At 62.0% G+C, this 25,248-nt stretch carries 22 protein-coding genes; 8 read left to right on the top strand and 14 right to left on the bottom strand.

What is annotated here, in order from left to right; all coding sequences use genetic code 11:
• Window positions 1–72: 72 nt before the first annotated feature.
• Window positions 73–894 (bottom strand): LytR/AlgR family response regulator transcription factor, encoded by an 822-nt coding sequence (locus ACFPN2_RS08130; RefSeq protein WP_380596109.1) that lies wholly within the window; start codon window positions 892–894, stop codon window positions 73–75.
• 163 nt (window positions 895–1,057) lie between these two features.
• Window positions 1,058–2,443, bottom strand: coding sequence for a metal-dependent hydrolase family protein (locus ACFPN2_RS08125; RefSeq protein WP_380596108.1), 1,386 nt, complete (start codon window positions 2,441–2,443; stop codon window positions 1,058–1,060).
• 229 nt (window positions 2,444–2,672) lie between these two features.
• Between ACFPN2_RS08125 and ACFPN2_RS08120 the strand changes: the two genes are divergently transcribed.
• Both ACFPN2_RS08120 and ACFPN2_RS08115 read left to right on the top strand, forming a co-directional pair.
• Window positions 2,673–3,200: a hypothetical protein gene (locus ACFPN2_RS08120; protein WP_380596107.1), complete on the top strand. Its 528-nt coding sequence runs from the start codon at window positions 2,673–2,675 to the stop codon at window positions 3,198–3,200.
• A 50-nt stretch (window positions 3,201–3,250) separates the two neighbouring features.
• Complete coding sequence (locus tag ACFPN2_RS08115) at window positions 3,251–3,769, top strand: hypothetical protein (RefSeq protein WP_380596106.1); 519 nt, start codon at window positions 3,251–3,253, stop codon at window positions 3,767–3,769.
• Window positions 3,770–3,836: 67 nt separating this feature from the next.
• On the opposite strand, the gene aceK is transcribed toward ACFPN2_RS08115, so the two are convergent.
• The 4 genes from aceK to ACFPN2_RS08095 form a co-directional block, all read right to left on the bottom strand.
• Window positions 3,837–5,600 carry a bifunctional isocitrate dehydrogenase kinase/phosphatase gene (aceK, locus tag ACFPN2_RS08110; protein WP_380596105.1) on the bottom strand — a complete coding sequence of 588 codons (1,764 nt, stop codon included), beginning with the start codon at window positions 5,598–5,600 and terminating at the stop codon, window positions 3,837–3,839.
• Between the two features lie 192 nt (window positions 5,601–5,792).
• The gene (gene icd / locus ACFPN2_RS08105; RefSeq protein ID WP_380596104.1) at window positions 5,793–7,094 is read right to left on the bottom strand and encodes an NADP-dependent isocitrate dehydrogenase; all 1,302 of its coding nucleotides are present in this window, start codon (window positions 7,092–7,094) and stop codon (window positions 5,793–5,795) included.
• 111 nt (window positions 7,095–7,205) lie between these two features.
• On the bottom strand, window positions 7,206–8,501 hold the full coding sequence (locus ACFPN2_RS08100; protein WP_380596103.1) for a sensor histidine kinase: 1,296 nt from the start codon (window positions 8,499–8,501) through the stop codon (window positions 7,206–7,208).
• Complete coding sequence (locus ACFPN2_RS08095; RefSeq protein WP_380596102.1) at window positions 8,458–9,144, bottom strand: response regulator transcription factor; 687 nt, start codon at window positions 9,142–9,144, stop codon at window positions 8,458–8,460. The genes ACFPN2_RS08100 and ACFPN2_RS08095 overlap by 44 nt, the downstream gene beginning before the upstream one ends.
• A 218-nt stretch (window positions 9,145–9,362) precedes the next feature.
• On the opposite strand from ACFPN2_RS08095, the gene ACFPN2_RS08090 reads away from it, so the two are divergent.
• A complete protein-coding gene (locus ACFPN2_RS08090; protein ID WP_380596101.1) occupies window positions 9,363–9,911 on the top strand; it encodes a phosphatase PAP2 family protein in 549 nt (182 codons plus the stop codon).
• A 16-nt stretch (window positions 9,912–9,927) separates the two neighbouring features.
• Here ACFPN2_RS08090 and ACFPN2_RS08085 read toward each other — a convergent pair whose 3' ends face one another.
• From ACFPN2_RS08085 to ACFPN2_RS08070, 4 genes are all read right to left on the bottom strand, one after another.
• The gene (locus ACFPN2_RS08085; protein WP_380596100.1) at window positions 9,928–10,320 is read right to left on the bottom strand and encodes a DUF6165 family protein; all 393 of its coding nucleotides are present in this window, start codon (window positions 10,318–10,320) and stop codon (window positions 9,928–9,930) included.
• Window positions 10,321–10,561: 241 nt separating this feature from the next.
• Entirely contained in the window at window positions 10,562–11,593 is a 1,032-nt protein-coding gene (locus ACFPN2_RS08080; protein WP_380596099.1) for a CDP-glycerol glycerophosphotransferase family protein, read from the bottom strand.
• Between the two features lie 13 nt (window positions 11,594–11,606).
• Complete coding sequence (locus ACFPN2_RS08075) at window positions 11,607–12,440, bottom strand: glycosyltransferase family 2 protein (protein ID WP_380596098.1); 834 nt, start codon at window positions 12,438–12,440, stop codon at window positions 11,607–11,609.
• Between the two features lie 55 nt (window positions 12,441–12,495).
• Window positions 12,496–13,563, bottom strand: a complete 1,068-nt coding sequence (locus tag ACFPN2_RS08070) for a glycosyltransferase family 9 protein (RefSeq protein WP_380596097.1) — start codon at window positions 13,561–13,563, stop codon at window positions 12,496–12,498.
• Between ACFPN2_RS08070 and ACFPN2_RS08065 the strand changes: the two genes are divergently transcribed.
• Window positions 13,550–14,290: a 3-deoxy-D-manno-octulosonic acid kinase gene (locus ACFPN2_RS08065; protein WP_380596096.1), complete on the top strand. Its 741-nt coding sequence runs from the start codon at window positions 13,550–13,552 to the stop codon at window positions 14,288–14,290. The two genes, ACFPN2_RS08070 and ACFPN2_RS08065, sit on opposite strands and share 14 nt — an antisense overlap.
• On the opposite strand, the gene lpxL is transcribed toward ACFPN2_RS08065, so the two are convergent.
• Together lpxL and ACFPN2_RS08055 are read right to left on the bottom strand one after the other, a co-directional pair.
• Entirely contained in the window at window positions 14,287–15,213 is a 927-nt protein-coding gene (gene lpxL, locus ACFPN2_RS08060) for an LpxL/LpxP family Kdo(2)-lipid IV(A) lauroyl/palmitoleoyl acyltransferase (protein ID WP_380596095.1), read from the bottom strand. The genes ACFPN2_RS08065 and lpxL overlap by 4 nt on opposite strands.
• On the bottom strand, window positions 15,213–16,181 hold the full coding sequence (locus ACFPN2_RS08055) for an LpxL/LpxP family acyltransferase (protein WP_380596094.1): 969 nt from the start codon (window positions 16,179–16,181) through the stop codon (window positions 15,213–15,215). Before ACFPN2_RS08055 ends, lpxL begins: the two co-directional genes overlap by 1 nt.
• A 21-nt stretch (window positions 16,182–16,202) precedes the next feature.
• Here ACFPN2_RS08055 and waaA point away from each other — a divergent pair, with 21 nt between their 5' ends.
• Window positions 16,203–17,492 carry a lipid IV(A) 3-deoxy-D-manno-octulosonic acid transferase gene (gene waaA, locus ACFPN2_RS08050; RefSeq protein WP_380596093.1) on the top strand — a complete coding sequence of 430 codons (1,290 nt, stop codon included), beginning with the start codon at window positions 16,203–16,205 and terminating at the stop codon, window positions 17,490–17,492.
• Here waaA and ACFPN2_RS08045 read toward each other — a convergent pair.
• Window positions 17,468–18,001, bottom strand: coding sequence for an MEDS domain-containing protein (locus tag ACFPN2_RS08045; RefSeq protein WP_380596092.1), 534 nt, complete (start codon window positions 17,999–18,001; stop codon window positions 17,468–17,470). The two genes, waaA and ACFPN2_RS08045, sit on opposite strands and share 25 nt — an antisense overlap.
• Window positions 18,002–18,202: 201 nt before the next feature.
• Between ACFPN2_RS08045 and ACFPN2_RS08040 the strand changes: the two genes are divergently transcribed.
• Complete coding sequence (locus ACFPN2_RS08040) at window positions 18,203–21,064, top strand: TonB-dependent receptor (protein ID WP_380596091.1); 2,862 nt, start codon at window positions 18,203–18,205, stop codon at window positions 21,062–21,064.
• A 115-nt stretch (window positions 21,065–21,179) separates the two neighbouring features.
• Here ACFPN2_RS08040 and ACFPN2_RS08035 read toward each other — a convergent pair whose 3' ends face one another.
• Entirely contained in the window at window positions 21,180–22,772 is a 1,593-nt protein-coding gene (locus ACFPN2_RS08035) for an OpgD/OpgG family glucan biosynthesis protein (protein ID WP_380600077.1), read from the bottom strand.
• Between the two features lie 159 nt (window positions 22,773–22,931).
• On the opposite strand from ACFPN2_RS08035, the gene ACFPN2_RS08030 reads away from it, so the two are divergent.
• Window positions 22,932–23,504, top strand: a complete 573-nt coding sequence (locus ACFPN2_RS08030) for an RcnB family protein (RefSeq protein WP_380596090.1) — start codon at window positions 22,932–22,934, stop codon at window positions 23,502–23,504.
• A gap of 151 nt (window positions 23,505–23,655) precedes the next feature.
• Complete coding sequence (locus tag ACFPN2_RS08025) at window positions 23,656–25,191, top strand: M48 family metalloprotease (protein ID WP_380596089.1); 1,536 nt, start codon at window positions 23,656–23,658, stop codon at window positions 25,189–25,191.
• The last annotated feature ends 57 nt before the right edge of the window (window positions 25,192–25,248 follow it).

The following is a 25,248-nucleotide window of genomic DNA, read 5'->3' as shown; positions in this document are numbered from 1 at the left end:
GCGGGCCGTTGGGACGAATGGCTGACGCCTGCGCAGCCCTCGCCGGGCGGCTGCAGTCCGGCACCGGAGGTGCTATTCCGCCGGGCGGTACCGATGCAGCGCTTGTTTGTGCTTTTTGCTCATGGGCAGGAGCTGGCCGCCGCGCAGCTGCACGGTGCCGTTGCCCGAGGGTTGGCTCTTGATCCGCTCGATCTCATCCCGCCGGACCAGATGGGAACGATGAATACGAATGAAATCGGTGGCGGGCAGCAGGTCCTCGACCTGCTTGAGCGTGGCACGCATCAGATAACGGTGGCCGCGCTCGACGATCTCGACATAGTTACCGGCGGCGCTGACGTACTCGATGCGATTGATCTGGATCAAACATTGGTCGGCGCCCTTGCTGACGAGCAGGGTGGCCGGCGGTTCAGGCGCGGGCGACGGCGAGACATCCACTGTTTCCGTGGCGACCCGACGCTCTCTCAGGAACACGTGCCACACCAGATACACGACTCCGACCACCGCCACATAGCGGGGCAGGAAAATCATCAAGCTGGTCGCGGCGTCGCGCGCATGTGTCAGCAAATCGATGGCGACCGGCACGGCTGTTGAAATAAACACCACGACCGCAACCAGGGCGACGAACTCGACGGCGCGGTCGTGCCATTTGGTGGAGTACTTGCGCAGGGTGGCAAAGATGACCGGGGTGCTGATCAGCCACACGCCCCAGTTCTTGAATACATACGTGAACGAGGCGGCGAAGTTCGCGGGCACATCGTCGACGACGACCTGATACACCATGCAATAGCAGGACAGCAGGACGATGAAAGCGCCCCAGCAGATCGAGGAGGTCTGAAAGTCGCGGCGAAGCGGCCACGCCAGTTCACGCGGCAAAGAAATAGTGCGAGCCGACACGGTGAGTCTCCCGGCCGATCGCCCCGTCCGACTGACAGGGCGGACGGAAATTAGCATAGCAGGCCGGCCAGGGACATCGAGTGGCCGCCGTTGCGATTCCGGCGGCCCAAAAAAGGGGTGGCAAGGAATTGCTTCGCTTGCCGCCCTATCGCAGTAGGTCGGATCAGCGGCTCGCGAGCTGTTCCGGGAACGCCTGGCGCTGACCGTCGAGCTTGTGGACGACGCCTCGGCGCATGACGAACCCGACATTCTCCAGACGGGTCACGTCTTCGAGCGGGCTGGCGCTGACGGCGATGATGTCCGCGTCCTTACCCGGTGCGAGCGAGCCGATGCGCGCTTCCTGTCCCAGCAACGTGGCCGCGTCGAGCGTGGCTGCGCGGATCGCGCCGGCAGGTGTCATGCCCGCCTGCACCAGGAGCGCAAACTCCTTGGCATTCTTGGCGTGATCGCCGACGCCCGAGTCGGTGCCGAACGCAATCTTCACACCGTCCTTGATGGCGCCCGCCGTGTTTTTCGCGTGGCTTGCGACGGCTTCCTGAGCCTTGAGCAACGTGTTCTGAGAACGAGCGCCGGCTTGTGCCTGTGCCAGAGCCGCGTGCGGAGCGACCATGGTCGGAACGAACCAGGCACCGCGCTTCTTGAATAGTGCGTTCGTGGTCGCGTCGGTGTAGGTGCCGTGTTCGATCGAGTCGACGCCGGCTTCGAGCGCCGCCTTGATGCCATTGTTACCGTGCGCATGCGCGGCGACCTTGCGACCGAACATATGAGCGGTGTCGATAATGGCTTTCATCTCGTCAGCAAACATTTGCTGATTCAGGCCGCCGGCGATGTTGCTGTTCACGCCACCGGTCGCGGCGAACTTGATTACATCCGCGCCCTGAGAGATTTGCGCGCGGACGGCGCGGCGACAGTCATCGGCGCCGTTGCAAGTATTGTCGGCGTGTTCATGCACCATCTCGGCAATGTCACGATTGGTGTTGTTCGATCCATCGCCGTGACCGCTGGTGATGGAGATGCTGCGTCCAGCGACGTACAGCGTCGGGCCGACCAGCAGGCCGTTGTTGATGCCATCGCGCAGTGCCGTGACGCTGTGAACGTCCGAGCCGAGATCGCGCAGGGTCGTGAAGCCGGCTTCGAGCGTGCGGCGTGCGTTGTCAATGCCGATCACGAAGTTGTCTTCGACGTCGCGGTTATTCTGTTCGATGCGGGCGCGCATCTTGTTATCGTCGTTGAAGATGTGAACGTGCATGTCGATCAGGCCGGGGAGCACAAATTGCTTGCTCAGGTCGACCAGCTTCGCGCCGCCTTCCGGTGCCACGAAACCTTCGCGGATCGCTTCGATCTTTCCATCGCGCACGATCAGCGTCGAGTTGCCACGGGGCGCGCCGCCGGGATTGTCGAGCAGCGTGCCTGCGTGGATGTAAACGACTTTGCTGACGGGCGTGGGCGCCTGAGCTGTGCTCGAGACGGAGCTCAACAGGGCAAGTACGCCGGTCATGACCAGGGACGAGCGTGCCAGGCGGGAGCGGGAACGAGGCGATCGTTGCATTAGTAGATTCCTAGGAGGACCGCGAAGCGGCCGATCTTAGGCAACGGTTGCGCGAGCATCCAGTCCAGCGCGGCGTCATCTCACAGGTTGCATATCTCATGCACACTGGCATGCATTCTAGGTAAAATGTGACGTATGCACAGGTCCTAGGGCATGTCGGCATACAAAGTTCGCCCCCGGCGCACGCGCCAGCGTCGCGCCCGTAACGGAATAGACGAAAGGAGTTTTGATGCGGAGTCTGCTTGCAGTTGCCGGTCTGGCACTGTGTTCGAGCGGCGCGTTCGCCGCTGATTTTGGAATTGGCATCGCGGCGCGCTCCACGGACGATCGTTCCGTGTATCTGCCCATCGACATCGGCGAGTCCTTCCGGATCGAGCCCCACCTTCGATACGCCAAGAACGAGGCCAGGAACGACGTGGATTTCGACAAGACCCTGGACGTCGGTGTCGGTGTCCTGGGCTTGCGCAAAGTCGGCGAAGCGGCCCGCGTCTATTTCGGCGCCCGGCTGTCGTACATCGAATCCGAGTATCGCTCTCAGCCCTCGGGTTTCATCTTCAGCCAGGATGTGGATGGCTTTGCTGTCGCCCCCACCTTCGGCTTCGAGTATTTGTTTGGCCAGCACCTGTCGTTAGGCGGCGAGCTCGAGTATCGCTTTGTCGATCTCGAAGGCAACTTCAGGCAACAGGGCCTCACCCGGGATACTGAACGCAAGAGCCAGGGCACGCAGACACGCGTGGTCCTGCGCTATAAATTTTGACGCTCAGGCAGCGTTGCTCACGGAAATCGATGGAAATCACAGGAGTTTCGATGCGGAATTTAGTTGTGGCTGCCGGTCTGGCGTTGTTCGCGAGCGGTGCGATGGCGGCGGATTTCGGTGTTGGCGTGTCGGCGAAGTCGGATGATGGCGTGATCTACGTGCCCATCGATTTCTCCGATAAGTTCCGGCTCGAGCCGAGCCTGCGCTATTACAAAGAAGAACGTAACGATGACCCGGGCTTCGACTCGGAGTCGGATTTGCTGGAGCTGGGCGTTGGCGTGTTCGGCAAGAGCAAGGTGACCGAGGCGGCGCAGATCTATTACGGCGGCCGGATCACTTATTTCGACGGCTCGAGCAAGACGGGTTCCAGCAAGACGACCGTGGACGGCTACGGCATCGCGCCGACCTTCGGTGTCGAGTACGTGTTTGGCGGGCACTTCTCGCTGGGCGGCGAAGTGGCTTATGCCTTCGAGAAGACCGATAGCGAAGACAATTCGTTTTTCAGCAACGACATCGAGAACGAGACTCAAGGCACGCAGACGCGCCTGATCTTCCGGTTCATGTTCTAACGATAGTGCTGTTCTGATCTGAGCCGGCGCAGCTCGTTGAGGTGCGCCGGCTTTGTTTTGATCGGGATCAGAGGCTGCTGAACACCCGCACGCGGTGCCGGTGATAAGGCAGCACTTCGAGCACTTCTCCATCCCGCAGGCGTTGCTGGATGCCGCGCCACCATTCGGCGGTCATGATCTCGCCGTGCACTTTCAGGAACACTTCCTTGAGGTGCGCATCGAAGCCCAGGAACTGCATGAACGTTTCAGGGAACACGTCGTTGTCGTTGACGTGGAACCAAGCCTCGGCGCGCATATCGTCTTCGTCGAACTTCGACTGCGGGACGTCGCGGAAGCGGCACTCGGTGACCGGGCAGAGCTCGTCGTAATCGTAGAAGATCACGCGGGCGTGGCGCGTGACGCCGAAGTTCTTCAGCAGCAGGTCGCCGGCAAAGATGTTGGTGACGGCCAGATCGCGAATGCACTGGCCGTAATCGAGCACAGCTTTCTCGGCGTCTTCGCGTGAAGCGTTGCGGATGTACAGGTTGAGCGGCGTCATGCGGCGCTCGATGTACACGTGATCCATGATCACGTAGCCATCCTCGAAGTGCACCGTGTTGGCGGCTTCGTCCTGCAGCTCGGCGACCAGCTCTTTCGAGAAGCGCGCGGCCGGGAACTTCAAGCGCTTGAATTCCTGCGCATCGACCAGCCGGCCGGCGCGGTCGTGCTTGAACACCATTTCGTATTTCTTCTGCACTTCCTCGCGCAGGATGTTCTTCGGATACGCGAAGCGGTCGCGGATGATCTTGAACACCACGTCGAACGACGGCAGCGTGAAGCAGATCATCACCAGGCCTTTATCGCCGGGTGCGTGCACGAACTGATCTTCGCTCTTCTGCAGATGTTTGAAGAGCTCGCGATAGCGCTCGGTCTTGCCTTGCTTGGCGCGGCCGAGCACGGTGTACAGCTCGCTCACCGGCTTGCGCGGCAGGATGCTCTTCAGGAACACGATGGCCTGGCCGACGTGCGCCAGGTCGGCGTGGAAGTACGAGCGCGTGAAGCTGAACAGGATGCTGACGGTGCTTTCGTCCATCATCACCGCGTCGATGCGCACGCCGCTCTCGGTGTTCTGGAGCGCCAGCACGAACGGCAGTTGCCAGCCCGGGCCGGAGATGCGGCCGACCAGGTAGGCGCGCGTCATCTGGAAGAACACAGTGCGGATGATCTCGATCTGCTCGACCTGCAGCGGCGGCTTGGAGGCATCGGCGTCCACTTCGCACTGGGCGCGCACTTCATTGCTGATCGTGCGGATGCTGCGATCGAAGTCGAGATACGGCGTGCGGAACCGGAAGTCAGCGAGCACTTCTTCGAACAGCAGCTCGAGCGAGCCGCGGTTCACATAAACATTTGTTTCGATCGACGACGTCACGGCCGCGATCGGATCCAGATCCAGCGCCACGAATTCCACCGCGGCATCGACACCGATGGTGCCGAACGTGCGCCGTGTGACCGAGTTGAAGAACGTCTTGTCGAATTCGAGGTCGGGCAGGGCGTCGATCAGCTCGGTGAAGCGACGTTTGATACTGCTCCACAAGGCGCGCTCGGTGACGTCTTCGCCGAGTCGTGCCTGCATCTGGTGCACGGCGCGATTGACGCACTTGTCGTAGAGCTCGATTCGCTCGACCGCGTCGCGCAGGCTGCCGCGCCAGTCGCGCTCTTCGAAGCGCTGAGGCGCGCGTCGCGTGATGGAACGAAATTCCGCGTTGTAATCCGCGAACGATTGGACCAGCGCGCCCGCACAGGTATCGACCAATGCGTCACGGGAAAGAACGGAAGCTGCTGGTGCTGACATGTTCAATGGGTCCATGAAGATGTCTGAGATATTACCGCGCTGTCAGTGATGCGCGCGACCGCCAGAGTAAGAGGCCCTCAATCGCCGTACGGCTCAAACAGCTCCGTTCCGAGCCGTACGGCGATTGAGGGCCGCCGGAAAGAAACTGGCGGGGAATGCCCTCTCCGGAAGGAGAGGGCATCCCTGACGAACTTACAGATTGCGAATCAAGGCGTCGCCGAATTCGGAGCACTTCACTTCCTTGGCGCCTTCCATCAGGCGTGCAAAGTCGTAAGTGACCGTCTTCTGGCCGATGGTCTTGTCCATGGCGCTGATGATGGCGTCGGCCGCTTCGGTCCAGCCCATGTAACGCAGCATCATTTCGCCGGAGAGAATCACTGAGCCCGGGTTCACTTTGTCCAGGTTGGCGTACTTCGGCGCCGTGCCGTGGGTCGCTTCGAACACCGCGTGGCCGGTCACGTAGTTGACGTTACCGCCCGGTGCGATGCCGATGCCGCCGACCTGCGCAGCCAGCGCGTCCGACAGATAGTCGCCGTTCAAGTTCATGGTGGCGATCACGTCGAACTCTTCGGGACGCGTCAGCACCTGCTGCAGAGTGATGTCGGCGATCGCGTCCTTGATGATGATCTTGCCGGCCTTCTTGGCCGCATCCTGCTCTTCGTTCGCGGCCTTCTCGCCCTTGGCAGCCTTGGTGCGCTCCCACTGATCCCAGGTGTAGGTCTGCGCGCCGAACTCTTTCTCGGCCAGTGCATAGGCCCAGTTACGGAACGCGCCTTCCGTGAACTTCATGATGTTGCCCTTGTGCACGATCGTCACGCTCTTGCGCTTGTTGACGATGGCGTACTCGACGGCTGCGCGGAACAGACGCTCAGTGCCTTCCTGCGACACCGGCTTCAGGCCGATGCCCGACGTCTCGGGGAAGCGGATCTTCGCGTACTGCTTGGGGAACGCGGCCTTGAAGGCTTCCAGGAACTTCTTGTTGTCCGGCGTGCCGGCTTCGAATTCGATGCCGACGTAAATGTCTTCGGTGTTCTCGCGGAAGATGGTCATGTCGACGCGGTCCGGAGTGCGCACGGGCGAAGGCACGCCCTTGAACCAGCGCACCGGGCGCAAGCACACGTACAGATCCAGCATCTGACGGAGCGCGACGTTCAACGAGCGGATACCGCCGCCGATCGGCGTGGTCAGCGGGCCCTTGATGGACACGAGGTAGTCGCGGCAGGCCTGCACGGTTTCATCCGGCAGCCAGGTGTTGAACAGGTCGTTCGATTTCTGACCGGCGTACACCTCCATCCAATGGATCTTGCGCTTGCCGCCATAAGCCTTTTGCACGGCTGCGTCCATCACGCGCACCGAGGCGCGCCAGATGTCCGGACCGGTGCCATCGCCTTCGATGAAGGGGATGATGGGTTGATCGGGAACGTTGAGCTTGCCGTTCTGGATGGTGATCTTCTGCCCCTGCGGGGGCACATTCAGTTTTACTGCGGTCGACATCGACGAACTCCGTGGAGCTGGTTCGTAAGGGGTGGGATTGCCGGTATTTTGGGGGCCGGCATGCTATCACAACCCCGCCGGTCGCGGCCGGCGTGGGGTGTCGACCGACGCTCAGAAATTCACAGTGGCGGTCACGCCGGAGCCGGCGTTTTCCAGCCGGATCGCCCAGCCGTAGCGCTCGCAGATACGCCTGACCAGGTACAGGCCCATGCCGTGCCCGCCAGGATGCGATGTGAAGCGCGGTGGGATGTTTTCGAGCTGGCCGGCAGGCAAAGCGCCGGCATTGCTGACCACCAGTTCGCGGCCTTGAGAGCGGCACAGGATCTCGGTGCCGGTGCCGTGCTGGACGGCGTTGCGGACCAGATTGCCCAGGGTCATGGCGACCATGCTTTCCGGGGCCGCGACCCGCAGCGGGCCGCCGTGAAGATCCACAACGATGTGCTTTTCTGGTGCAACACTGCGCTGGTCCTCGACCACCCGCGCCAGCACGGCGTAGACATCGCAAGTCGTCTCGGCCGGCGCGACCAGTTGCGGCTCGCGAGACAGGGCGAGCAGGGCGTCGGTGAATTCAGTCATCTCGCGCACGGCGCGCTGAATGCGGGCGATGGCCTTGCCCGCGCCGGGACGCCCGGCGGTTTGCGTTTCGAGCAGCTCGACCGCGCCGCGCATGACTGCGAGCGGCGTGCGCAATTCGTGGCTGGCGGTGGCGGTGAAGGACTGTTCGCGCTCGACGAAGCCGTCGAGCCGTTCCATGAATGTATCGATGGAGCGCGCGATGGGCTCCAGCTCGTTACCGGCGAACTGTGTGCCGATGCGGACGTGTCGCTGGCCGGGATCGATCTGAGTGAGCCGGTCGGCGAGCACCGTGACCGGCTCGACCAGGCGGCGGGAGATCGCTGTGGCGGCGGCGCCGGCGACGAGTACGACACCGACCACGCCCAATCCCAGCACCAGCAGCGCGATCTTCTCCTGGGTCGCATAGGTCGTGACGTCGTAGGTGATGTAGAGACGACCGAATTCGCCGTCGCGGACCAGCACGTCGAGCAAACGTTTGCCCGAGCGCACCCGATGCATTTCGCCAGGCTTGAGCATGGCGATGTGGCGCGGCAGCTCGGCCAGATCGCTGGATCTGTAAATACTCAGGCGCGCCGAGCGCAACGGCTCGGCACCGCGATCCGCATGCAGGCGCTGCTCGAAGTGGGTGAGCTCTTCGGAGAGCAGGTCGAGCGTGATGTTTCGTTTCAGGCGCTCGTCGGCGAGATAGGCCCAGCCGCTCAGGATCAGGCCGGCGACCGCCAGCAACGCGATCATCGTGCCGGCGATGCGCGCACGCAGGCTCAGGTGCGCAATCAGCTCGCCCAGCTTACGGACGAGGCGGTTCCGCCGAAAGTCGATAACCGGTGCCATGGACGGTATGTAACAACTTGGTCGTAAAGTTCTTGTCGATGGCTGTGCGCAGCGCATGCATGTGAGCGCGCAGGAAGTCGCCCTGCGGCGGCTGATCGCCCCACAGCTCCTTCTCCAGCTCCTGGCGCGTGACCACCCGATGCGAGTTTTGTAACAGCACGATCAACAGACGGCGTGTGGTTGGATTGAGCTTCACTCGTTCTCCACCACGTTCGGCTTCCAATGTGTCCAGATCGAATGTGAGATCGCCGACCGTGAGCAAGCGCTGCGCCGGGGCCACGGTGGCGCGGCGGATCAGGGCTTTCAAGCGTACGTCGAGCTCGGCGAGCGAGAACGGCTTGACCAGATAGTCGTCGGCGCCGGCCTCGAAGCCTTCGATCTTGTCCTGAAGCAGATCCTTCGCGGTCAGCATCAGCACCGGCACGCGCGTATGGCCGGCCTGCCGCAGCTGCCTGCATAGCGACAAGCCGTCGAGGCTGGGCAGCATCAGGTCCAGCACGATGGCGTCGTAGGTCTGATTCAACGCCAGTTGCAGGCCGCGCTCGCCATCGAGCACGTGCTCGACGCTGTCGCCGGTCGCCTCGAAGAACTCGGCGATGTTGGCGGCGATGTCACGGTGGTCTTCGATCAGCAGCAGGCGCATGGGCGGAAATATGGGTCAGAATTGAGTCAGTCACGCTGACACATCGTTGTCACATTGTACGTGATCGCAACTGGCGGTCGGTAAATACCTGGAAAACGTGATGGATTGCGTCGTTTTCAGCGTCGCCATCACACAAATGTCACGGCCCCGTCAACCTGTCGCAGCATGCCGAGCGCATATTGACACTGCGCGAATTGTATCGCGCAGAGGTGTCTGCCATGACTACCGCACGAGTGGACGGAATATTTCGACGGGTCGACGCGTACGAATACGCGTGGTGCCTGCGTCTGAACCGGGGCTGTCAGCAGCGGCGCTTCGTCCGTGACCTGTTCGCCGCTGTCAGCAAGCTCGGCGACGGCGTGTTCTGGTACATCCTGATCTTCCTGCTGCCGGCGATTTATGGCGAATCGGCCGTCATGCCCTCGGTACGGATGGCGGCGGTCGGCATCGTCGGCGTGCTGCTCTACAAGTACCTGAAGTCGCGCCTGGTGCGCGAGCGTCCGTATATCTCGCTCGCGGGCATCGTGCCTGGCACGCCGGCGCTGGACCGTTACAGCTTCCCGTCGGGCCACACGCTGCATGCGGTGAGCTTCACGATCCTGGCTGTCTCCAGTTATCCGGAGCTGGCCTGGCTGTTGGTGCCGTTCGCCACGTTGGTGGCGGCGTCACGCGTAGTGCTGGGCCTGCACTACCCGACCGATGTGGCTGCTGGTGCCATCATCGGCGCGACCCTGGCCACTGTCAGCATGGCGGTGCTCCCGGCCTGAGCCGGGACGCCGCTGGTCAGTACTTCGCGTAACTCTTCTCTTCGACGATCTTCGAGCCCAGCTTGGTGTTGATCGTCTTCTTCACGGCCGCGCGCTCGTCGTTGTTGATGTACACGGCGCGGGCCAGCTCGATGAACTCCTGATCGAATTTGCGCTGACGCTCCTTGTCGCGGATGTCGTCCTCGATGTCCCAGAGCTTCTTGTTCACGTCGCGCAGCTGTTTCCATTCAGCGTCGATGTTGCTGGCGGCGTAGGCCGAGGTCTGCCACGTCTCCTGCAGCAGCTGTAATTCCACTTTGACGTTGGCCAGCTTGGCCGGGTCGCCGATGTTGGCGGCCTTGATCTCCAGGATGGTGATCTTGTCGATCAGCTCGCCGGGAGAAATGGGAACTTTGATTTCGGTGCTCATGGGAACGTCCAACATTAGTAACTGGTGCCACCCTTGGGTACATGGATGTACCCCGCCGCCTTTGGCGGCGGCGAGCAGCAAATAGTCACGCCTTTTTGCTTGCTCGCACGAGGGTCGTGGCAGGGCTCGGCGGTGACTTTCAGCGAAGCACGGCTTCGCTCCGCCGAGCGGGTGGCCATGGATGGCCACCCCGGGCTTACGCGGAGCAGGATAGCGCAGTGTAATGCCCGATCCCGAGTCATTAAACACGACCCCAATAGCCGAGGCGCTTGCGGATTTTGATCTTACGCCACCAGTTGCCCGGTTTCGGCTTCGGATTGCGGGCACCGGCGGCGATGAATTCGTCGACTGCGTCGAGCACACGCTCGCTCGAGTGGCCGTCGCGGTAGGGATGGATGGAGTCGGCGTACTCACGGATCGCCTGCATCAGCTCGGGCGGCCGCGACAGGGCTCGCTCGATGGAAGGTTGCAGCTGTTCCGGTGACTCGATGTCGATCAATTGCGGGCCGGGCCGGCGGTTCTTGAACGTCACGACCGGCTTGTAGGTCAGCAGGAATTCGTTCAGCGCGGACGACGTATCCGAGATCATCATATCGACCTGCGGGAACAGGTCGAGAATGTTGTCCTCGGTGGCAAAGCGGAGATATTCATTCTCCAATGCTTTGTATTTGGCCACCGTCTCCGGCGCGCTCTTCGGATGCAAAGTCACGATCCAGCGCCAGCGCCCGGTGCGCGACATCTCACGAATGTTGTCGTAGAGAATGGCCGCGGCGCTCCACGAGGGCGAGAACGTCGAGTGATACAAGATCACGGGCTGCTGACGCACCGGCGGCGGTTCGGGAGCGCCGTGCTCTCGCATGAACGGATCGAGCTTGGGCCAGCCGGTTTCCTTGACGGCAAAGTGCCCGAGCTTGCGCGAGATCTCGGTGAACGACTGCGTGTCGCGCGAGCCGGTCGTGCAGTACAGATCGAAGAAGCCGCGAATGTATATGTGGCGCGGCTTGCCGGCGTCGAAGCCATGAAACACTTCGACCTTCACGCCCGGAAAGAAATGCGGCACGGCGTTGCTGGAAGTCAGCACCGCGATCGGCGCGAACTCGCGCACTTCACGGGTCGTGCGCAGGAATGTTTCATCGGAGCGGAGCTCTTCGCCGCCCGGGCCGTCGAAGAACCAGGCGACCTTGTGTCCGCGGGCGCGGATCGCATCCTGCAAAGGACGCAGGATGGCGAGCGCATAACGCTCCGAACCATATAAGAGATAGTGTTTGCTCACTGATGATCTTTGATCAGGGATCCAGTCCGTAACCATGCAGCAGGTCGGCGGCCATGTCTCGTGACTCGGGGTTGCGCCGCATCTCGTAGTAACGCATGCGCTTGTACGCGGCGTAAGTCGCGGCGGTCTGCGACACGATGAAACCGCGCCAGCCGTCGAGAAACGCCAGGCGCAGAAAATAGTCTTTGATGAACGCGGTCAGATAAACAAACGGCGTCATCCACATGTGCACCGGCTTGCCGCGATCCAGCCAATCCCGTGCCTTCAGCTCGGCGTAGCGCAACGTCTTGAGCTGTTTGTGCACCAGGGTCGGATTGTTCAAGTGAATGAACGGATGCTTGAGCGTCGGAGTCGGCCCGTCGAAGCGCAGCGACTCGTGCACGCGCACGTCGGTCCAACGCGCGCGGCCGCGATGATAGAGGCGGCCCATGCGCTCGCCAACCATCGGTCGATACCAGCGCATCGGCGCGCCCATGTACCAGGTCTGTCGTCGCAGGATCGCGCCGGCATTCGATGATTGCATCAGCTGGGGCAGGCGCTCGCGCAGCTCGTTGGCGAGCTCGGGCGACAAGGCTTCGTCGGCATCGAGCGCCAGAATCCAGTCGTGACTGGCCTGGAGGCTTGCGAAGTTGCGTTGCGGGCCGAAGCCCAGCCATTCCTGATAGACCACCCGGGCACCGTGCCGCTGCGATACGTCCTGCGTGCCATCGGTGCTGCCCGAGTCGATCACCAGTTTTTCCGCGGCAAACGGCACGCTGTCCAGGCAGCGGCCGATCGCGGACGCCTCGTTGCGCGCGATGATGAGGAGTGTGATGGGCAGCTTCGGGAGCTGACTGGAGTCGACCATGCCCGCCAGTTTCGCAGCGTGCCCCGGCGAAGGCCAGTCCTGCCCGGTGGACGCGTTACTTTTTATGGCGGGCCAGGCTCAGCAGCAACGCGTGCAGCTTCTTGATCACGTCGTCGGGCGTGATCAGGTCCATCACGCCGGGTCGCTCGATTTTGGTGGTCCAGGGGATCTCGGCGGCGGGCTTGCCCAGCAACTTGCGCGAGGCCAGATCGTACTTATCGACGCACCACTGACGGCTCAAATAGGGGCCGCTGCGCGCTGGATTGGTCGCTGCGTACAAGCCGATCACCGGAATGCCGGCGGCCGTTCCCATATGCGCGGGGCCGGAGTCGGGCGTGAGCAAGGCCGTTGCGCGTCCCAGAGTCGCGAAGAACTGCAGCAGCGTGTCCTGCCCGATGGTGTTCTCGCATTTCTGCTTCATCAGACTCACGATCTGCTCGCCCGTGCGCTTCTCGATTGCGCTCGGGCCGCCGCACAGAATGACCCGCATGCCGAGCGAAGCGATCGCATAGTCCGCGACCTCGGCGTAGTACTCGGGCCGCCAGTTGCGCAGCTGATGACTGGAGCAGGGGCTGATGATCAATGTATTGCCCGGCTGGGGAATGACCCGCTCGGCATAGGCGACGGCGTCGGCGCTGAGTGGAATATCCCAGCGCAGCACCTTCTCATAGACATCGAACTTCTCGGCGAAGCCGAAAAAGCTGTCCATCACATGCTGGTGAACGGCCGGCGCGATGCGCAGGTTGGTGAACAACCATTGCATCTCACGCGCCCGGCTGCGATCGAAGCCCAGCCGGATTTTGGCCGGAATCGCGGTCGAGAGGACGCTCGCACGCAGCGACAGCTGCATATGCATGAGCACGTCGAAGCTTCGGCCGCGCAGCTGTTCTTTGAGCTTGCCGCGCGCCTTCAGCGTGCCTTCGCGCTTGTCGACGACGATGAACTCGACGTCGGGCAAATGACCGAACAGCTTGGCTTCCAGTCGGCCGATGACCCAGGTGATCCGGGTGTCGGGCCAGGCGCGCTGCAAAGTGCGGATGACCGGCAGCACGTGGCAGGTATCGCCGATCGCCGAGAGCCGCAGAATGCAGACGCTGGCAGGTGGATGAGTGACGTTATACATTTGCTGTCCGATGACCGACGAGCAATTCATCGCCACCGCCGGCGGCGGCATCCTATACGACGCCTCGCGTCTAAGTAAGCCAGACGATGCATTGTTCTCGCGCTCTCACTGGGCGTCGCGCAACGCGCTGGAGGAAATCGCCGGCGGACGCAGCTCGATTGCCGTTTTGAATGTGAGCGAGAGCAGCCGCTGGGTATTGCGCCATTATCGTCGCGGCGGCTTGATGGCCCGGCTGTCGCAGGACAGCTACTTCTGGTCCGGCGCCGCACGCACCCGTTCCTTTGCTGAATGGCGCTTGCTCGCCGAGCTGCGTCGTCGCGGCTTGCCGGTGCCGGCGCCGATCGCGGCTCGTTACGTTCGCGGCTTGTTTACTTATCGTGCCGACTTGATCACCGAGCTGCTGCCCGGCACGCGCACACTCGCCGATTCGATCACTGGACACGATCTATCCGAAGCGGGCTGGCGCGCCGTCGGCCAGACCGTCGGCGCGTTTCATCGCGAAGGCGTGCATCACGCCGACCTCAATGCCAATAACATTCTGCTGGCCGACCCTGCGCCTCAGGTTTATCTGCTCGACTTCGACCGCGGCCGGATCGAGGCCCGGGGCGCCTGGGAACAAGCGGTGCTGGCGCGCCTGCGACGCTCGCTGGAAAAAATCAAAGGTCAGCGCGCCGATGTGAGATTCGGCGAGCAGCAATGGCAGTGGCTGATGGGCGCGGTCGGTTAGCTGGCGCGTTTACGCTTGTAGTAATCCGGATAGTCCGGCGACAGGCCCTTGAAGCGGCGGTGAATCCACAGGTACTGCTCGGGGAAGCGACGGACCTGCAATTCGATCAGCGCGTTGAACCGCTTCGCGTCCGCGACCGGATCGTCGCTGGGAAAGTCCTCCAGCATCGGATAGATCACCATCCGATAGTCGCCATTCGGCAAGCGTTCCTGAAAGTAAGGCAGCACCGCCGCGCCGGTCATGCGGGCAAGGCGCGAGGTGGCTGTATTGGTTGCGGCGGGAATGCCGAAGAACGGCACCATCTCCGCGCCTTTCTTGCGATAGGCCTGATCGGGCGCGTACCACACTGGCTCATTCGCTCTGAGCGCTGTGATCAGCGTGCGAACGTCGTCGCGCTGGATGGCTCGCTTGGTGTGATCGATGCGATTTTTCGCCAGGAATCGTTCCAGCACCGCGTTGGCGGTGGGGCGATACATGATGTTGATCTCGCGCTTCAGCTCGTCGCACAGCACGCGTCCGCCGATTTCCAGCGTCGTGAAATGGGCGCTGAGCAGGATGGCGCCCTTGCCTCGTTCCAGGGCCGCGCGCAAATGCTCGAGGCCTTCGAGTCGAGTGATCCGGGCGATGCGCCGGTTCGAGCCCCACCACGCCATCGCGGTCTCGAAAATGCCGAGCCCGAGGCTCTTGAAATGTTCTTTCAGCAGCAGCTCGCGCTGTTGATCGGAAAGCTCCGGCAGGCAGATGCCCATGTTGGTCCGCGCGATGCGCACGAACGACATGGGCAGGCGCACGGCGAGGCTGCCCAACGCACGGCCCAGCACGCTGAGCACGCGAACGGGCAGCGGTTGCAGCGCCTTGAGCGTGCCAATGGCCAGCCAGGTCGGCCAGTAGTGCGGGCGGAGCAGGGGCAACAGCGTCTTCATCAACGTCGATACGGGTCGTAGTCGGGGCGCTTGAAGCGCTTATAGGTCCACAGATACTGCGCCGGGTTGCGGCGGGCGTGATCTTCGATCAGCTCATGAAAACGCTGCGTGTCGGCCACCGGGTCGCTGGACGGAAAATCTTCCAGCGGCGGATGAATGACGATCACATAGCCGGTGTTGTCGGCGCGGCGCTCAGGAAAATAGGGTAGCACCGGCGCGCCGGAAATCTTCGCCAGTCGGGAAGTGGCGACGTTGGAGGCGGCGGGCACGCCGAAGAACGGCACGGTCGCGCTGTTCTTGCCGGTGTAGCGCTGATCGGGGGCGTACCAGACCGGCAGGTTGTTCTTCAAATTGGTCAGCAGCTCGCGGATCTGTTCGCTGGTGACCGCCTGGACCGTATGTCGTTCACGGTTCCGGCGCGACAGCTCCGCGATCAGCGGATTGCTCGGCGTGAGATACATGACGCTGGTCGGGCCGAGCAGCGTCAGCGCACGCGCCCCCATTTCCAACGTGGTGAAGTGCGCGCTCAGCATCAGCGCGCCGCGGCCCTTGGCCAGCGCCGCGTGCAAATGTTCTTCGCCGTCGAACTGAATGAGCCGGCGCAGGCGCGCTTCGCTGGCCCACCACACCAGGCCGGTCTCGAGCAGCGTGCAGCCCAGCGATTCGAAATGCTCGCGCACCAGGTCGTCGCGCTCGGCCGGGGACAGGCCAGGCAGACACAGCGCGATATTGATGGCAGCGATGCGCCGATCCCGTCGGGCGAAGCGATACGCCAGCCGGCCGAGCGCGCGGCCCACCGCCAGCTGGGTGCGCAATGGCAAAACATTCAGGGCGCGAACGATGCCGAGCCCCAGCCAGATCGGCCAGAACCTTGGTCCGAGAAAGCGGGAAAGCGCGACGTGTTGAGTGGATGAAGCCGTCGGTGATGTAGTCATCACTTCATAGATGGCAGCAGTTGCGGGTACCATCTTAGCGAAGAACACCACAACATGCTGCGTTCCGTCTATACCGCACTCCTCTATGTGTTTGCGCCCCTGGCGTGGGTGGCCACGGCCTTGCGAGGCCTGCGCGATCCCGCCTATCGCGACCGGCTGTCGGAGCGATGGGGATACACGCGTGTGCTTGCGTCATCGAGCGCTGCCCCTTGTCTGTGGATTCACGCGGTGTCGGTGGGTGAGGTGCAGGCCGCCGCGCCTCTGATCCGTACCCTACTGAAAAAATATCCACAGCACTTGATCTTGATCACTACCGCCACGCCGACCGGCGCGCAGCGCGTGCGATCCTTGTTCGGCGACTCGGTGCGTCATGCTTATTTGCCCTACGACGTGCCGGGCGCGGTGCGTCGCTTCCTGAATCGGGTCCGGCCGAGGCTTGCCATCGTGATGGAGCGCGAGATCTGGCCGAATCTGTTCGAGGCATGCGAGCGTCGACGTATTCCCATTTTGCTGGCGAGTGCGCGCATCTCGGAACGGTCCGCGGTCCGGCATCGAAAGTTTGCGTCGCTGTTTCGCGATGCGCTGTCGGGCAATGTCACCGTCGCGGCTCAGACAGCGCAGGATGCGGAGAGATATCGCTCCATCGGCGCGCAACGCGTGCTGGTCACGGGCAATGTGAAATTCGACATCGAAGTACCGCAGCCGGCTCGCGAGGCGGGACAAACATTGCGAGCCACGCAGCTCGCGGATCGTCCGGTGTGGGTTGCGGGCAGCACGCACGATGGCGAAGAGCAGCAGGTGCTCGCCGCGCATCGGATCGTGACTTCACAACGTGCCGACGCGTTGCTCGTGCTCGTGCCTCGTCACCCGAATCGTTTCGAGACTGTGCGCGCGTGGTTGAAGAGCGAGCAGGTCGAGTTTGCTTCGCGCAGTCGGAATGAATCGGTGACGCCGACGACGTCGGTGTTACTGGCCGACACGCTCGGCGAACTGATGATGTTATACGCCGCGGCCGATATCGCTTTCGTGGGCGGCAGTTTGATTGCGACGGTCGGAGGTCACAATCTGCTGGAGCCCGCGGTGCTCGAGCGACCGATTCTGGTCGGGCCTCACAATTTCAACGCGCCCGACATCGCGCAACTGATGATCGACAGCGGCGCCGCTCGCGAAGTGAATTCGGCCGAGCAAATGGCTGCCGCCCTTCTGGATCTATATGCGAATCCGAGCTTGCGTGCAGAAATGGGCGCGAAGGCCAATGCCATCGTGGCGTCGAATCGGGGCGCGCTGAGTCGAGTGCTGGAGTTGATCGAGCCGCTGCTTCAGGCGCCTTCGCACACCACGTGACTGTGAATGCTGTGCAGGAGCTTGCGATAGCGCGGGTTCTCGGTGAACGGCGAGACTTTGTACGAGCAGAACAGGCTGAAGTGGTGTTGACGGCTGAGCTCGTTCCATAACTCTTCCAGCTGGATGGCCGCGGTGGGCTGGCCTTGATCGGCCAACAGCGAGACCATTTCGCCGAAAATTCGTACGGGTTGTCCGCGAGAGCTGGCCTGACTGATCAACAGATTGAACTGCCGATGAAAACGCTCCTGATCGATGCCGGAGCGCGCATCGAAGAACGTCGGCAGCAACTGCTCGGCTTGTAACGGCACGTAACGATACTCGGCCGAGAGCATGTCCGGATCCAGTCCGGCATCGAGCAAATGTCGATCGAGCTGCAGATGATGCTCGGCGGTCGCGACTGCCACGCAGGTCTCGCCCGCTTCCAGGCCTTCCCGCAGGAAATAGCCCGCGGCGCGCACGTACTCCTCGTCGCTGCGAAAAAATTGAACGATGTGCTCAGTGTTGCTCATGGTGCCGGGTGTTACGGGCCGCTGTTTCCCGTGCAGTCCTTGCGACGCGGGCCAGATGATAATTGCATGACAGTGCCGTCGAGCAGTGCTGCTTTCCGAAGTGAGTCTTCTCGCCGTCGTCATCCGGCTGCAACGTAACCGTCACGCCTTCACTGCATAAAGCGTCCCGCGAATCGCCGCTACAGATCGGGAAGCATTGTCGTGAAAATTGAGAAAGGCGCGAATTGGCGCAGAGATGGCCGTGGTATTTGGTCCACACCGGTGACGTTGACGGCTCTGGTTGTGGCCGGTTCCTGCGTCACTTCGGCGGCGCTGGCGGGCTCTTTGTCGGGTCGTGTGAGCGATGCTTCCGGCGTCAAATTTCTGCAGAGTGCCGAGGTCGAAATCGTCGAATTGCAACGACGCGCGCAGACGGGCAGCGATGGCTTGTTTCGTTTTGGCGATGTTCCGGACGGCACGTACACATTGCGGACCCAGTACGTCGGCGCTCCCGCCGTCGAAACAAAAGTTGACGTTGCCGGCGATACGCGCAGCGAGGACATCCTGCTCGGCACGGCCCGCGCCGATGGCGGTTATATCGAGAACGTGCTCGTGGTCGGTCAGCAGGCCAGCCTGGCGAGCGCCTTGTCCCGTCAGCGCTCGGCGGATGGCGTCGAGAGTGTGCTGAGCCGCGACGGCATCGGTCAGTTTCCCGATCAGAACGCGGCGGAATCGTTGCGTCGTGTCGCGGGCATTAACGTACTCAACGATCAGGGCGAGGGTCGTTTCGTGGCAGTACGTGGCCTGTCGCCGGATCTGAACGCCGCCTCCATCAACGGTGCGCGCGTGCCGGCGCCGGAAGCCGATGTGCGCTCGGTCGCGCTCGACGTGATTCCCGCCGAGCTGATCGAATCCATCGAGATCAAGAAGTCGCTGACGCCCGACATGGATGCCGACACCATCGGCGCGTCCATCGAGATCAACACCACCAGCGCCTTCGATCGCAAGGAGCCGTTCCTGTCGTTCTCCGGCGAAGGCTCGTTCAACGATCTGAACAACGAATGGTCGCCGAAGGGCAGCCTGGATTTCTCGCGCATGATCGGCGACCGCTTGGGGCTTGCCGGTGGCCTGTCCTACTACAAGCGAAAATTCTCGACCGACAATATCGAGATGGACGACTGGGACGTGAGCGATGACGTGCCTTTTGCGGGCACGGTCGAGTATCGCGACTACGACGTCGAGCGCAAGCGCCTCGGTGGTTCATTGTCTCTGGACTTCCGCGCGAGCGACACCACGACGTTGTATGCGCGCTTCCTGCGCAGCGAGTTCGAGGATCAGGAATATCGCGGCCGTGTGGTTTTCGAGATGGACGAAGATCCCAACAGCGGCACGGCGACCACCGCGAACTTTTCGGACGCGGATGGCGAGATCCAGATCACCCGCGACATCAAGGATCGTTTCGAGAAGCAGACCATCACATCGCTCAGCCTCGGCGGCGAAACGTTCGCTGGCGCGTGGACCTTCAAGTACAGCGGTTCCTGGTCGGCCGCCAAGGAGCGTGAGGCTGGCTCGCTCGATCCCGTCGAATTCCAGAAGGAGTTCGAGGGCGGCGACGAGCTCGATGTGAGCTTCAACTACGGCGACTGGCGCCTGCCGCGCTACACGCTGAGCGGCAACAACGTGGCGGCATTCAGCGATGCCGAGGAGTACGAGTTCGACAAGATCGAGCGCACGTCGCTCAGCCTGGCCAAGGACGAGGAGCTGGCGGCACGTTTCGATATCTCACGCGACTTCGCATTGAGCGGCGGCCAGTTCACCGTCCAGTTCGGTGCCAAGGCTCGCCAGCGCGAGAAGACCTACGACAAACAAGCGGACATTTTCGACGGCTTCGACGGCGACTTCACGCTCGCGGACGTGGCGGGCTCGCCGAGCTACGGTCTCGCTGGCATCGGCCCGGTGCCCAACGGCCCGGCGGTGCGCGATTTCATCCATCGCAATATCGCCGACTTCGAGTTGAACGATCTGGATACCGAGTTCGAGTCGAACATCGCCGACTACAGCGTCGATGAAGACATCTATGCGGGCTACATCCTCGGGAAGCTCGACCAGGGGCCGTTGCGTCTCGTCGGTGGCGTGCGTGTCGAACAGACGCGCAATGACATTCGCGCGAGCCGCGTCGAGCTGGTGGACGAAGAAGAGGAAGTCAATGTCACGCCGACGAGCTTCGATCGCGACTACACGGACGTGTTGCCGAGCTTGAACGTTCGCTATCAGGCCGCCGAGGATGTGCTGCTGCGCGCGGGTATCTATCGCAGTCTGGTGCGTCCGCAGATCGGTCAGCTCGCGCCGCGTTTCGTGGTCGAAGAGACCGTTGAAGAGGACGAGGACACCGGCGAAGACGTGATCTTGCGCGAGGGTGAGTTCGGCAATCCCGAGCTGAAGCCTTACGACGCCTGGAACCTCGACCTGTCCGCCGAGTGGTACCTGGGCAGCAACGGCGTGCTGCAGGCGGGCGTGTTCTACAAACGCATCGAGGACTTCATTGTTAACGTCGTGTACGAAGACTCGGAGTTCCTCGGCGTCGCGTTCACCGAAGCGCTGATTCCGCAGAATGGCGATGAAGCGAAAGTGAAGGGCTTCGAGCTCAGCTATCAGCAGTCGCTGAACTTCCTGCCGTCGCCGCTCGATGGCGTGATCGTGGGCTTCAACTACACGTACACCGATGCCGAAGGCGAATTCGACGGCCGCACCATCTCGCTGCCGGCTTCGGCGGAGAATACGTTCAACGCATCGCTGGGTTACGAGAAGGGACCGCTGAGCTTCCGACTGACGGCGGCTTATCGAGACAAATATCTGGACGAGCTGGGCGACGATCCGGAGAACGACCGGTACGTCGAGAATCACATTCAGTTCGACTTGAGCGCCAAGTATCGCGTGACGCCACAGTTCCAGGTGTTTGCCGAGTTCGTGAATCTGGGCGACGAGCCGCACGTCGCGTATCAGAACCTGGGCGGTCGCAAGCGGCTGTTGCAGTATGAAGAGTATTCGTGGACGGGGAAGACGGGCTTCCGTTACACGTTCTGACGAAGAGGCTCATCTCAAGCAGCCGTCCGTGGTACCTCAGCCAGCCGGTACATCCGTGTACCGGCGTTCGCACGGTTCGAGGCGACGTTAAGTCGCCTCGAAAATGCATCCGTGCTCACCCCGCCTGTTGCAGCATCAGCAGCCGATCTTTCAGCGGCGGTGGCGACCACTGATAGGTCCAGGTCTCGGTCAGCGGCAGATGGCCGATGCGCAGGACCAGGCGGATGTCGACCGGGTCCATGCTGTCGTCCAGCAGCTTCACATCGAACATGGCTCGATAGCCGCCGATCTCGTACAGCGGACGGGCTGAGGTGATCTCGACTTCGCCTCGCGACACGTGAATCTCCGGTTCGACCTTCGCTCCCCGCGGAAGGGTTGCGAGCTCGCCTCCTTTGAAGTCGATCGCGAAGCGCCACGAGAAATAACGCCGCCGCTGTCCCACGACACCGCCGAGGCCCGTGCGTGTCGCTACAGCTTCGGCGAGATTGGAAGACACGGGCATCTGCGAGCCCCAGTACATGTTGTAGCTGTACAGCAGTTCTTCGCCGCCCTTGACCGGCGTGGCTGGATTCCAGAACGCGACGATGTTGTCGAACGTTTCATCCACGGTCGGGATTTCGGTGAGCTGCACCGAGCCCTTGCCCCACGGCGACTTCGGCTCGATCCACAAACTGGGGCGACGCTCATAGAACACGCCGTCGTCCTGATAGTTGTTGAAGTCGCGATCCCGTTGCATCAGACCGAAGCCGCGCGGATTCTCATCGAGATAGGAATTGAAGCGCAGCAGCGGCGGATTGCTCAGCGGGCGCCACAACCATTCGCCATTGCCCGTGTACAGCGACAGGCCGTCGGAATCGTGAATCTCCGGCCGCCAGTCGTAGCCCATGCGACGATCGTTCTCGCCGACCTGATACATGCTGGTGAGCGGTGCGATGCCGAGGCGTCGAATCGCCTTGCGCGGATACACGGCCGCATCCACTTCTACGATCTGCGGCGCGCCCGGCGTCAGCGCGAATCGATATGCGCCGGCGACGCTCGGCGAATCCATCAAGCCGTAGATCACCAACGTGCGTGCATCGGGCTTGGGACGCTCCAAGAAATATTCGGTGAAGCGGGGGAACTCTTCCGGATCGAGCGCGGTGTCGATGGCGAGGCCGCGAGCGGACAGGCCGAACTGTCGCGTGTCGTTGCCGACGCTGCGGAAGTAGCTGGCCCCGAGGAACGACGCCACGTCTCGTTCCCAATCGGTGATGGTGTGAATGCGGAAGCCGGCCCACGCCAGGTCCTTGGGCAGCTTGCGGGCATTGATGCCGCTGCGACTCAGGTCGAACAGCTCGGGACGATACAGAATCTCGCGCGCCTGTCCGTCGACGATCTCATGCATGCGCACCGGCTCTTTGAAGCCGCGGCCCATGTGAAAAAATTCCAAACGGAAGTTGCCGCCTTGGAGATCGGCCCACAGCGCGTCTTCGCGCTTGAAACGAATCGATTGATATTCGTCGTAGCCCAGGTCGATCAGGACTTTCGGCGCCAGCTTCTCCGGCGGCTGGTACGGTTTGCTCGCCAGCGCACGCGCCTGGCCTTTGAGCACGGCGTAATCGAAGGGCTGGGCGGGCCCGCGAAAGGCTTGCTCGGCGGCGGAGGCAAGGCCAGTGGCGGAAAGTGCGGAAAGCAGGGCAGCGGATTGCAGGAATTCGCGACGTCGGATCATGAGTGGTCCAAGTTGCTGACGAGAATGCTCAACGGTCGAGGCGCCCGAAGGTTACCAGCTGAACGCAACCTGACCAAAGCCGTTCAGGTTCCGATCAGATCGAGTGCGCAATAGTGTCTCCCATGTCGGCACCGCCGGCGTCACGAGGAGATGGCGATGAAAACCCTGTTTGCTGCTGCCGTAGCGATGTCGATGCTTGCGGGCACGGCGACGACAGCCTATGCAGGCAATGACGATCGCGATCACGACCGCGGCCGTCACGAGCGTCACCACGACGATCGCGGCAAGGATCGTCGCGACTATCGCAGCCATGACCGTGACGGCCGGAAAGATTGGGACCGCCGCGACTATCGCAGCCACGACGGTCGCAGGGACTGGGATCGTCGCGATCACCGGGATTGGGACCGCCACGACTATCGTCGGGACCATGATCGCTACGATCGCCGCGATGCGTATCGCGCCGGGTACTACAACGGCCGCGTCGATCAGCACCGTTACGACCGCGGCCGCTACATCGCTCCGCGTGGCTACTATGTCCGCAGTTGGCGACACGGCGACTACCTGCCGCGTTCATACTGCGAGACTCGTTACATCGTGAGCGACTACGGCCGCTATCACCTGCACGCGCCCCCTCGCGGTCATCATTGGGTGCGGGTGAATGACGATGTGGTGCTTGCGGCGGTGACGAGTGGGTTGGTTGTTAGTGTTGTAAACGGATTGTTCTACTAAGAACAGTTCTAGCGATGGGCCCGCCGCGCCGGCGGCGGGCCGTTCACTTTCGGCAAATCCGCACATAACCCAATAATGAGAACTTGATCACGCGGCAAGCGTGACCGAATTCCGTAACCTCGCCTCGGTTCACCGTCGTTGGCGGCAGATTATGGAAAGACATGAGTTCTCGGCCCTGATCGGGCGCCTGGAACGCCAGGCCGACGACAATCCTCAGGTTTATGCGTTGAAAGTCGGTGCACTCGCGGCGCTCGGTTACGCATCGATCTTTCTGCTCGCCGTCATCATCCTCGTAACGTTCTGGTACACCTTCAGTCCGCTGCTTTCCGGCGAACGTTTCCGCGCGCCGCTCGTCGTCGCGTGTGCCGTTGGATTAGTCACATTGGTAGGAATGATTCGCGCGCTGTGGGTGCGCATCGCGGAGCCTTCCGGTTTACGAGTCAGTCCCGAAGAAACACCGCGTTTATTCGAAGCCATCGACGAAGTGGCGGAGAAGATCGGCGGGGTGCGCGTGGATTCCGTTTCCGTCAGTGCGGAATTCAACGCCTGCATCGTGCAGACCCCGAGCTGGGGCATCTTCGGTAACTATCGCAATCATCTCGAAATCGGCTTGCCACTCGCGATGGTCCTCACCACCGACGAGCTGAAAGCCGTGATCGCGCACGAGATGGGTCATCTGTCGCAGGCCCATGGCAAGTTCGGCGCGTGGATTTACAGGCAGCGCGTCACATGGCACGCATTGGAATCGAAGTTCAGTAATCCGGTGGGAATATTCGACCAGATTCTCGGCGCGTTCTATGGCTGGTACGCGCCGTACTTTTATGCGTACAGCTTCGTGCTCGCGCGCAATCACGAGTACGTCGCGGATCGTGCGGCGGCGAATGTTACCAGCCCCGCTGCCATCGGCGCGGCGCTCACCAAGCTGGAGCTCGCGGGTCGATTCCTGTCCGAAGTGTTCTGGAAACGTTTGTACGATCAGGTCGAGCGACAGCCCGATCCTCCCTATATGCCGCACGCATTGATGCCGCGTGCGTTCAAAGCAGCGGAGCAGCAGTGGGCACGGCCGGATTGGTTACAGCAGAGCTTGCGGCGCTATGCCGCCGATGAGGATACGCATCCCAGTCTCGCCGAACGTCTCGCCGCGCTCGACATCGAGCCGGCGACGCCCGTGCACGATCCCGACCGGTCGGCGCTGAAGCTGTTTCATCCATCGACGTCGTCGCTGGTGAAATTCTTCGACGACGAGTGGCAGCAGGACACGGCGCCCAAATGGCGCAAGCGTCACACCGAGATCGCCGAGGCCAAAGCCAAGCTCACCTTGCTCGAGGATGCGCAGAATCCGGCGCTCAACGAAAAGGAGATCTGGGAGAAGGTGCTGTTGCTGCTCGAGATCGATCGGGACGTCGAGGCGAAAGAAACGCTCGAGCAGTTGTTGTCGAGAGACGGCGAGCATCCCAAAGCGCATCTATTGATGGGTCGCATGCTGCTGGATCGCAACGACGATCGCGGCTTGAAACATTTGTTACTGGCGATCGAGCAGGATCTGGAGCTCGCCGATGAAGCGGGGCGCGCCGGCTATGTTTATTTGATGCGCCGAGGCCGGGATAAAGAAGCAAAGCGCTTCTGGGCCAAGGCGCAGGATTTGTACGAGAACCCACGGCATATGCGCGATTCGCTCGCCGATTGAGAGCGGCGACGCAGCGCCACAGCGCGCTGCTGCGGAACTTGCTCGCCCAGCGCTCCG

The organism is Steroidobacter flavus (assembly GCF_042651805.1).
GTDB classification, from domain to species: Bacteria; Pseudomonadota; Gammaproteobacteria; order Steroidobacterales; family Steroidobacteraceae; genus Steroidobacter; species Steroidobacter flavus.
The sequence above is the reverse complement of the archived record's forward strand: the minus strand, read 5'-3'. Positions and strand labels throughout refer to the sequence as shown.

What these genes read in the sequence shown, in the direction of transcription:
- ACFPN2_RS08115 (WP_380596106.1), top strand. Translation starts at nt 3,251, where the DNA reads ATGCGGAATTTAGTTGTGGCTGCCGGTCTGGCGTTGTTCGCGAGCGGT.
- ACFPN2_RS08120 (WP_380596107.1), top strand. Translation starts at nt 2,673, where the DNA reads ATGCGGAGTCTGCTTGCAGTTGCCGGTCTGGCACTGTGTTCGAGCGGC.
- ACFPN2_RS08100 (WP_380596103.1), bottom strand. Translation starts at nt 8,501, where the DNA reads ATGGCACCGGTTATCGACTTTCGGCGGAACCGCCTCGTCCGTAAGCTG.
- ACFPN2_RS08030 (WP_380596090.1), top strand. Translation starts at nt 22,932, where the DNA reads ATGAAAACCCTGTTTGCTGCTGCCGTAGCGATGTCGATGCTTGCGGGC.
- ACFPN2_RS08070 (WP_380596097.1), bottom strand. Translation starts at nt 13,563, where the DNA reads ATGTATAACGTCACTCATCCACCTGCCAGCGTCTGCATTCTGCGGCTC.
- waaA (WP_380596093.1), top strand. Translation starts at nt 16,203, where the DNA reads ATGCTGCGTTCCGTCTATACCGCACTCCTCTATGTGTTTGCGCCCCTG.
- ACFPN2_RS08055 (WP_380596094.1), bottom strand. Translation starts at nt 16,181, where the DNA reads ATGGTACCCGCAACTGCTGCCATCTATGAAGTGATGACTACATCACCG.
- lpxL (WP_380596095.1), bottom strand. Translation starts at nt 15,213, where the DNA reads ATGAAGACGCTGTTGCCCCTGCTCCGCCCGCACTACTGGCCGACCTGG.
- ACFPN2_RS08125 (WP_380596108.1), bottom strand. Translation starts at nt 2,443, where the DNA reads ATGCAACGATCGCCTCGTTCCCGCTCCCGCCTGGCACGCTCGTCCCTG.
- ACFPN2_RS08075 (WP_380596098.1), bottom strand. Translation starts at nt 12,440, where the DNA reads ATGGTCGACTCCAGTCAGCTCCCGAAGCTGCCCATCACACTCCTCATC.
- ACFPN2_RS08095 (WP_380596102.1), bottom strand. Translation starts at nt 9,144, where the DNA reads ATGCGCCTGCTGCTGATCGAAGACCACCGTGACATCGCCGCCAACATC.
- ACFPN2_RS08090 (WP_380596101.1), top strand. Translation starts at nt 9,363, where the DNA reads ATGACTACCGCACGAGTGGACGGAATATTTCGACGGGTCGACGCGTAC.
- aceK (WP_380596105.1), bottom strand. Translation starts at nt 5,600, where the DNA reads ATGTCAGCACCAGCAGCTTCCGTTCTTTCCCGTGACGCATTGGTCGAT.
- ACFPN2_RS08045 (WP_380596092.1), bottom strand. Translation starts at nt 18,001, where the DNA reads ATGAGCAACACTGAGCACATCGTTCAATTTTTTCGCAGCGACGAGGAG.
- ACFPN2_RS08025 (WP_380596089.1), top strand. Translation starts at nt 23,656, where the DNA reads ATGGAAAGACATGAGTTCTCGGCCCTGATCGGGCGCCTGGAACGCCAG.
- icd (WP_380596104.1), bottom strand. Translation starts at nt 7,094, where the DNA reads ATGTCGACCGCAGTAAAACTGAATGTGCCCCCGCAGGGGCAGAAGATC.
- ACFPN2_RS08085 (WP_380596100.1), bottom strand. Translation starts at nt 10,320, where the DNA reads ATGAGCACCGAAATCAAAGTTCCCATTTCTCCCGGCGAGCTGATCGAC.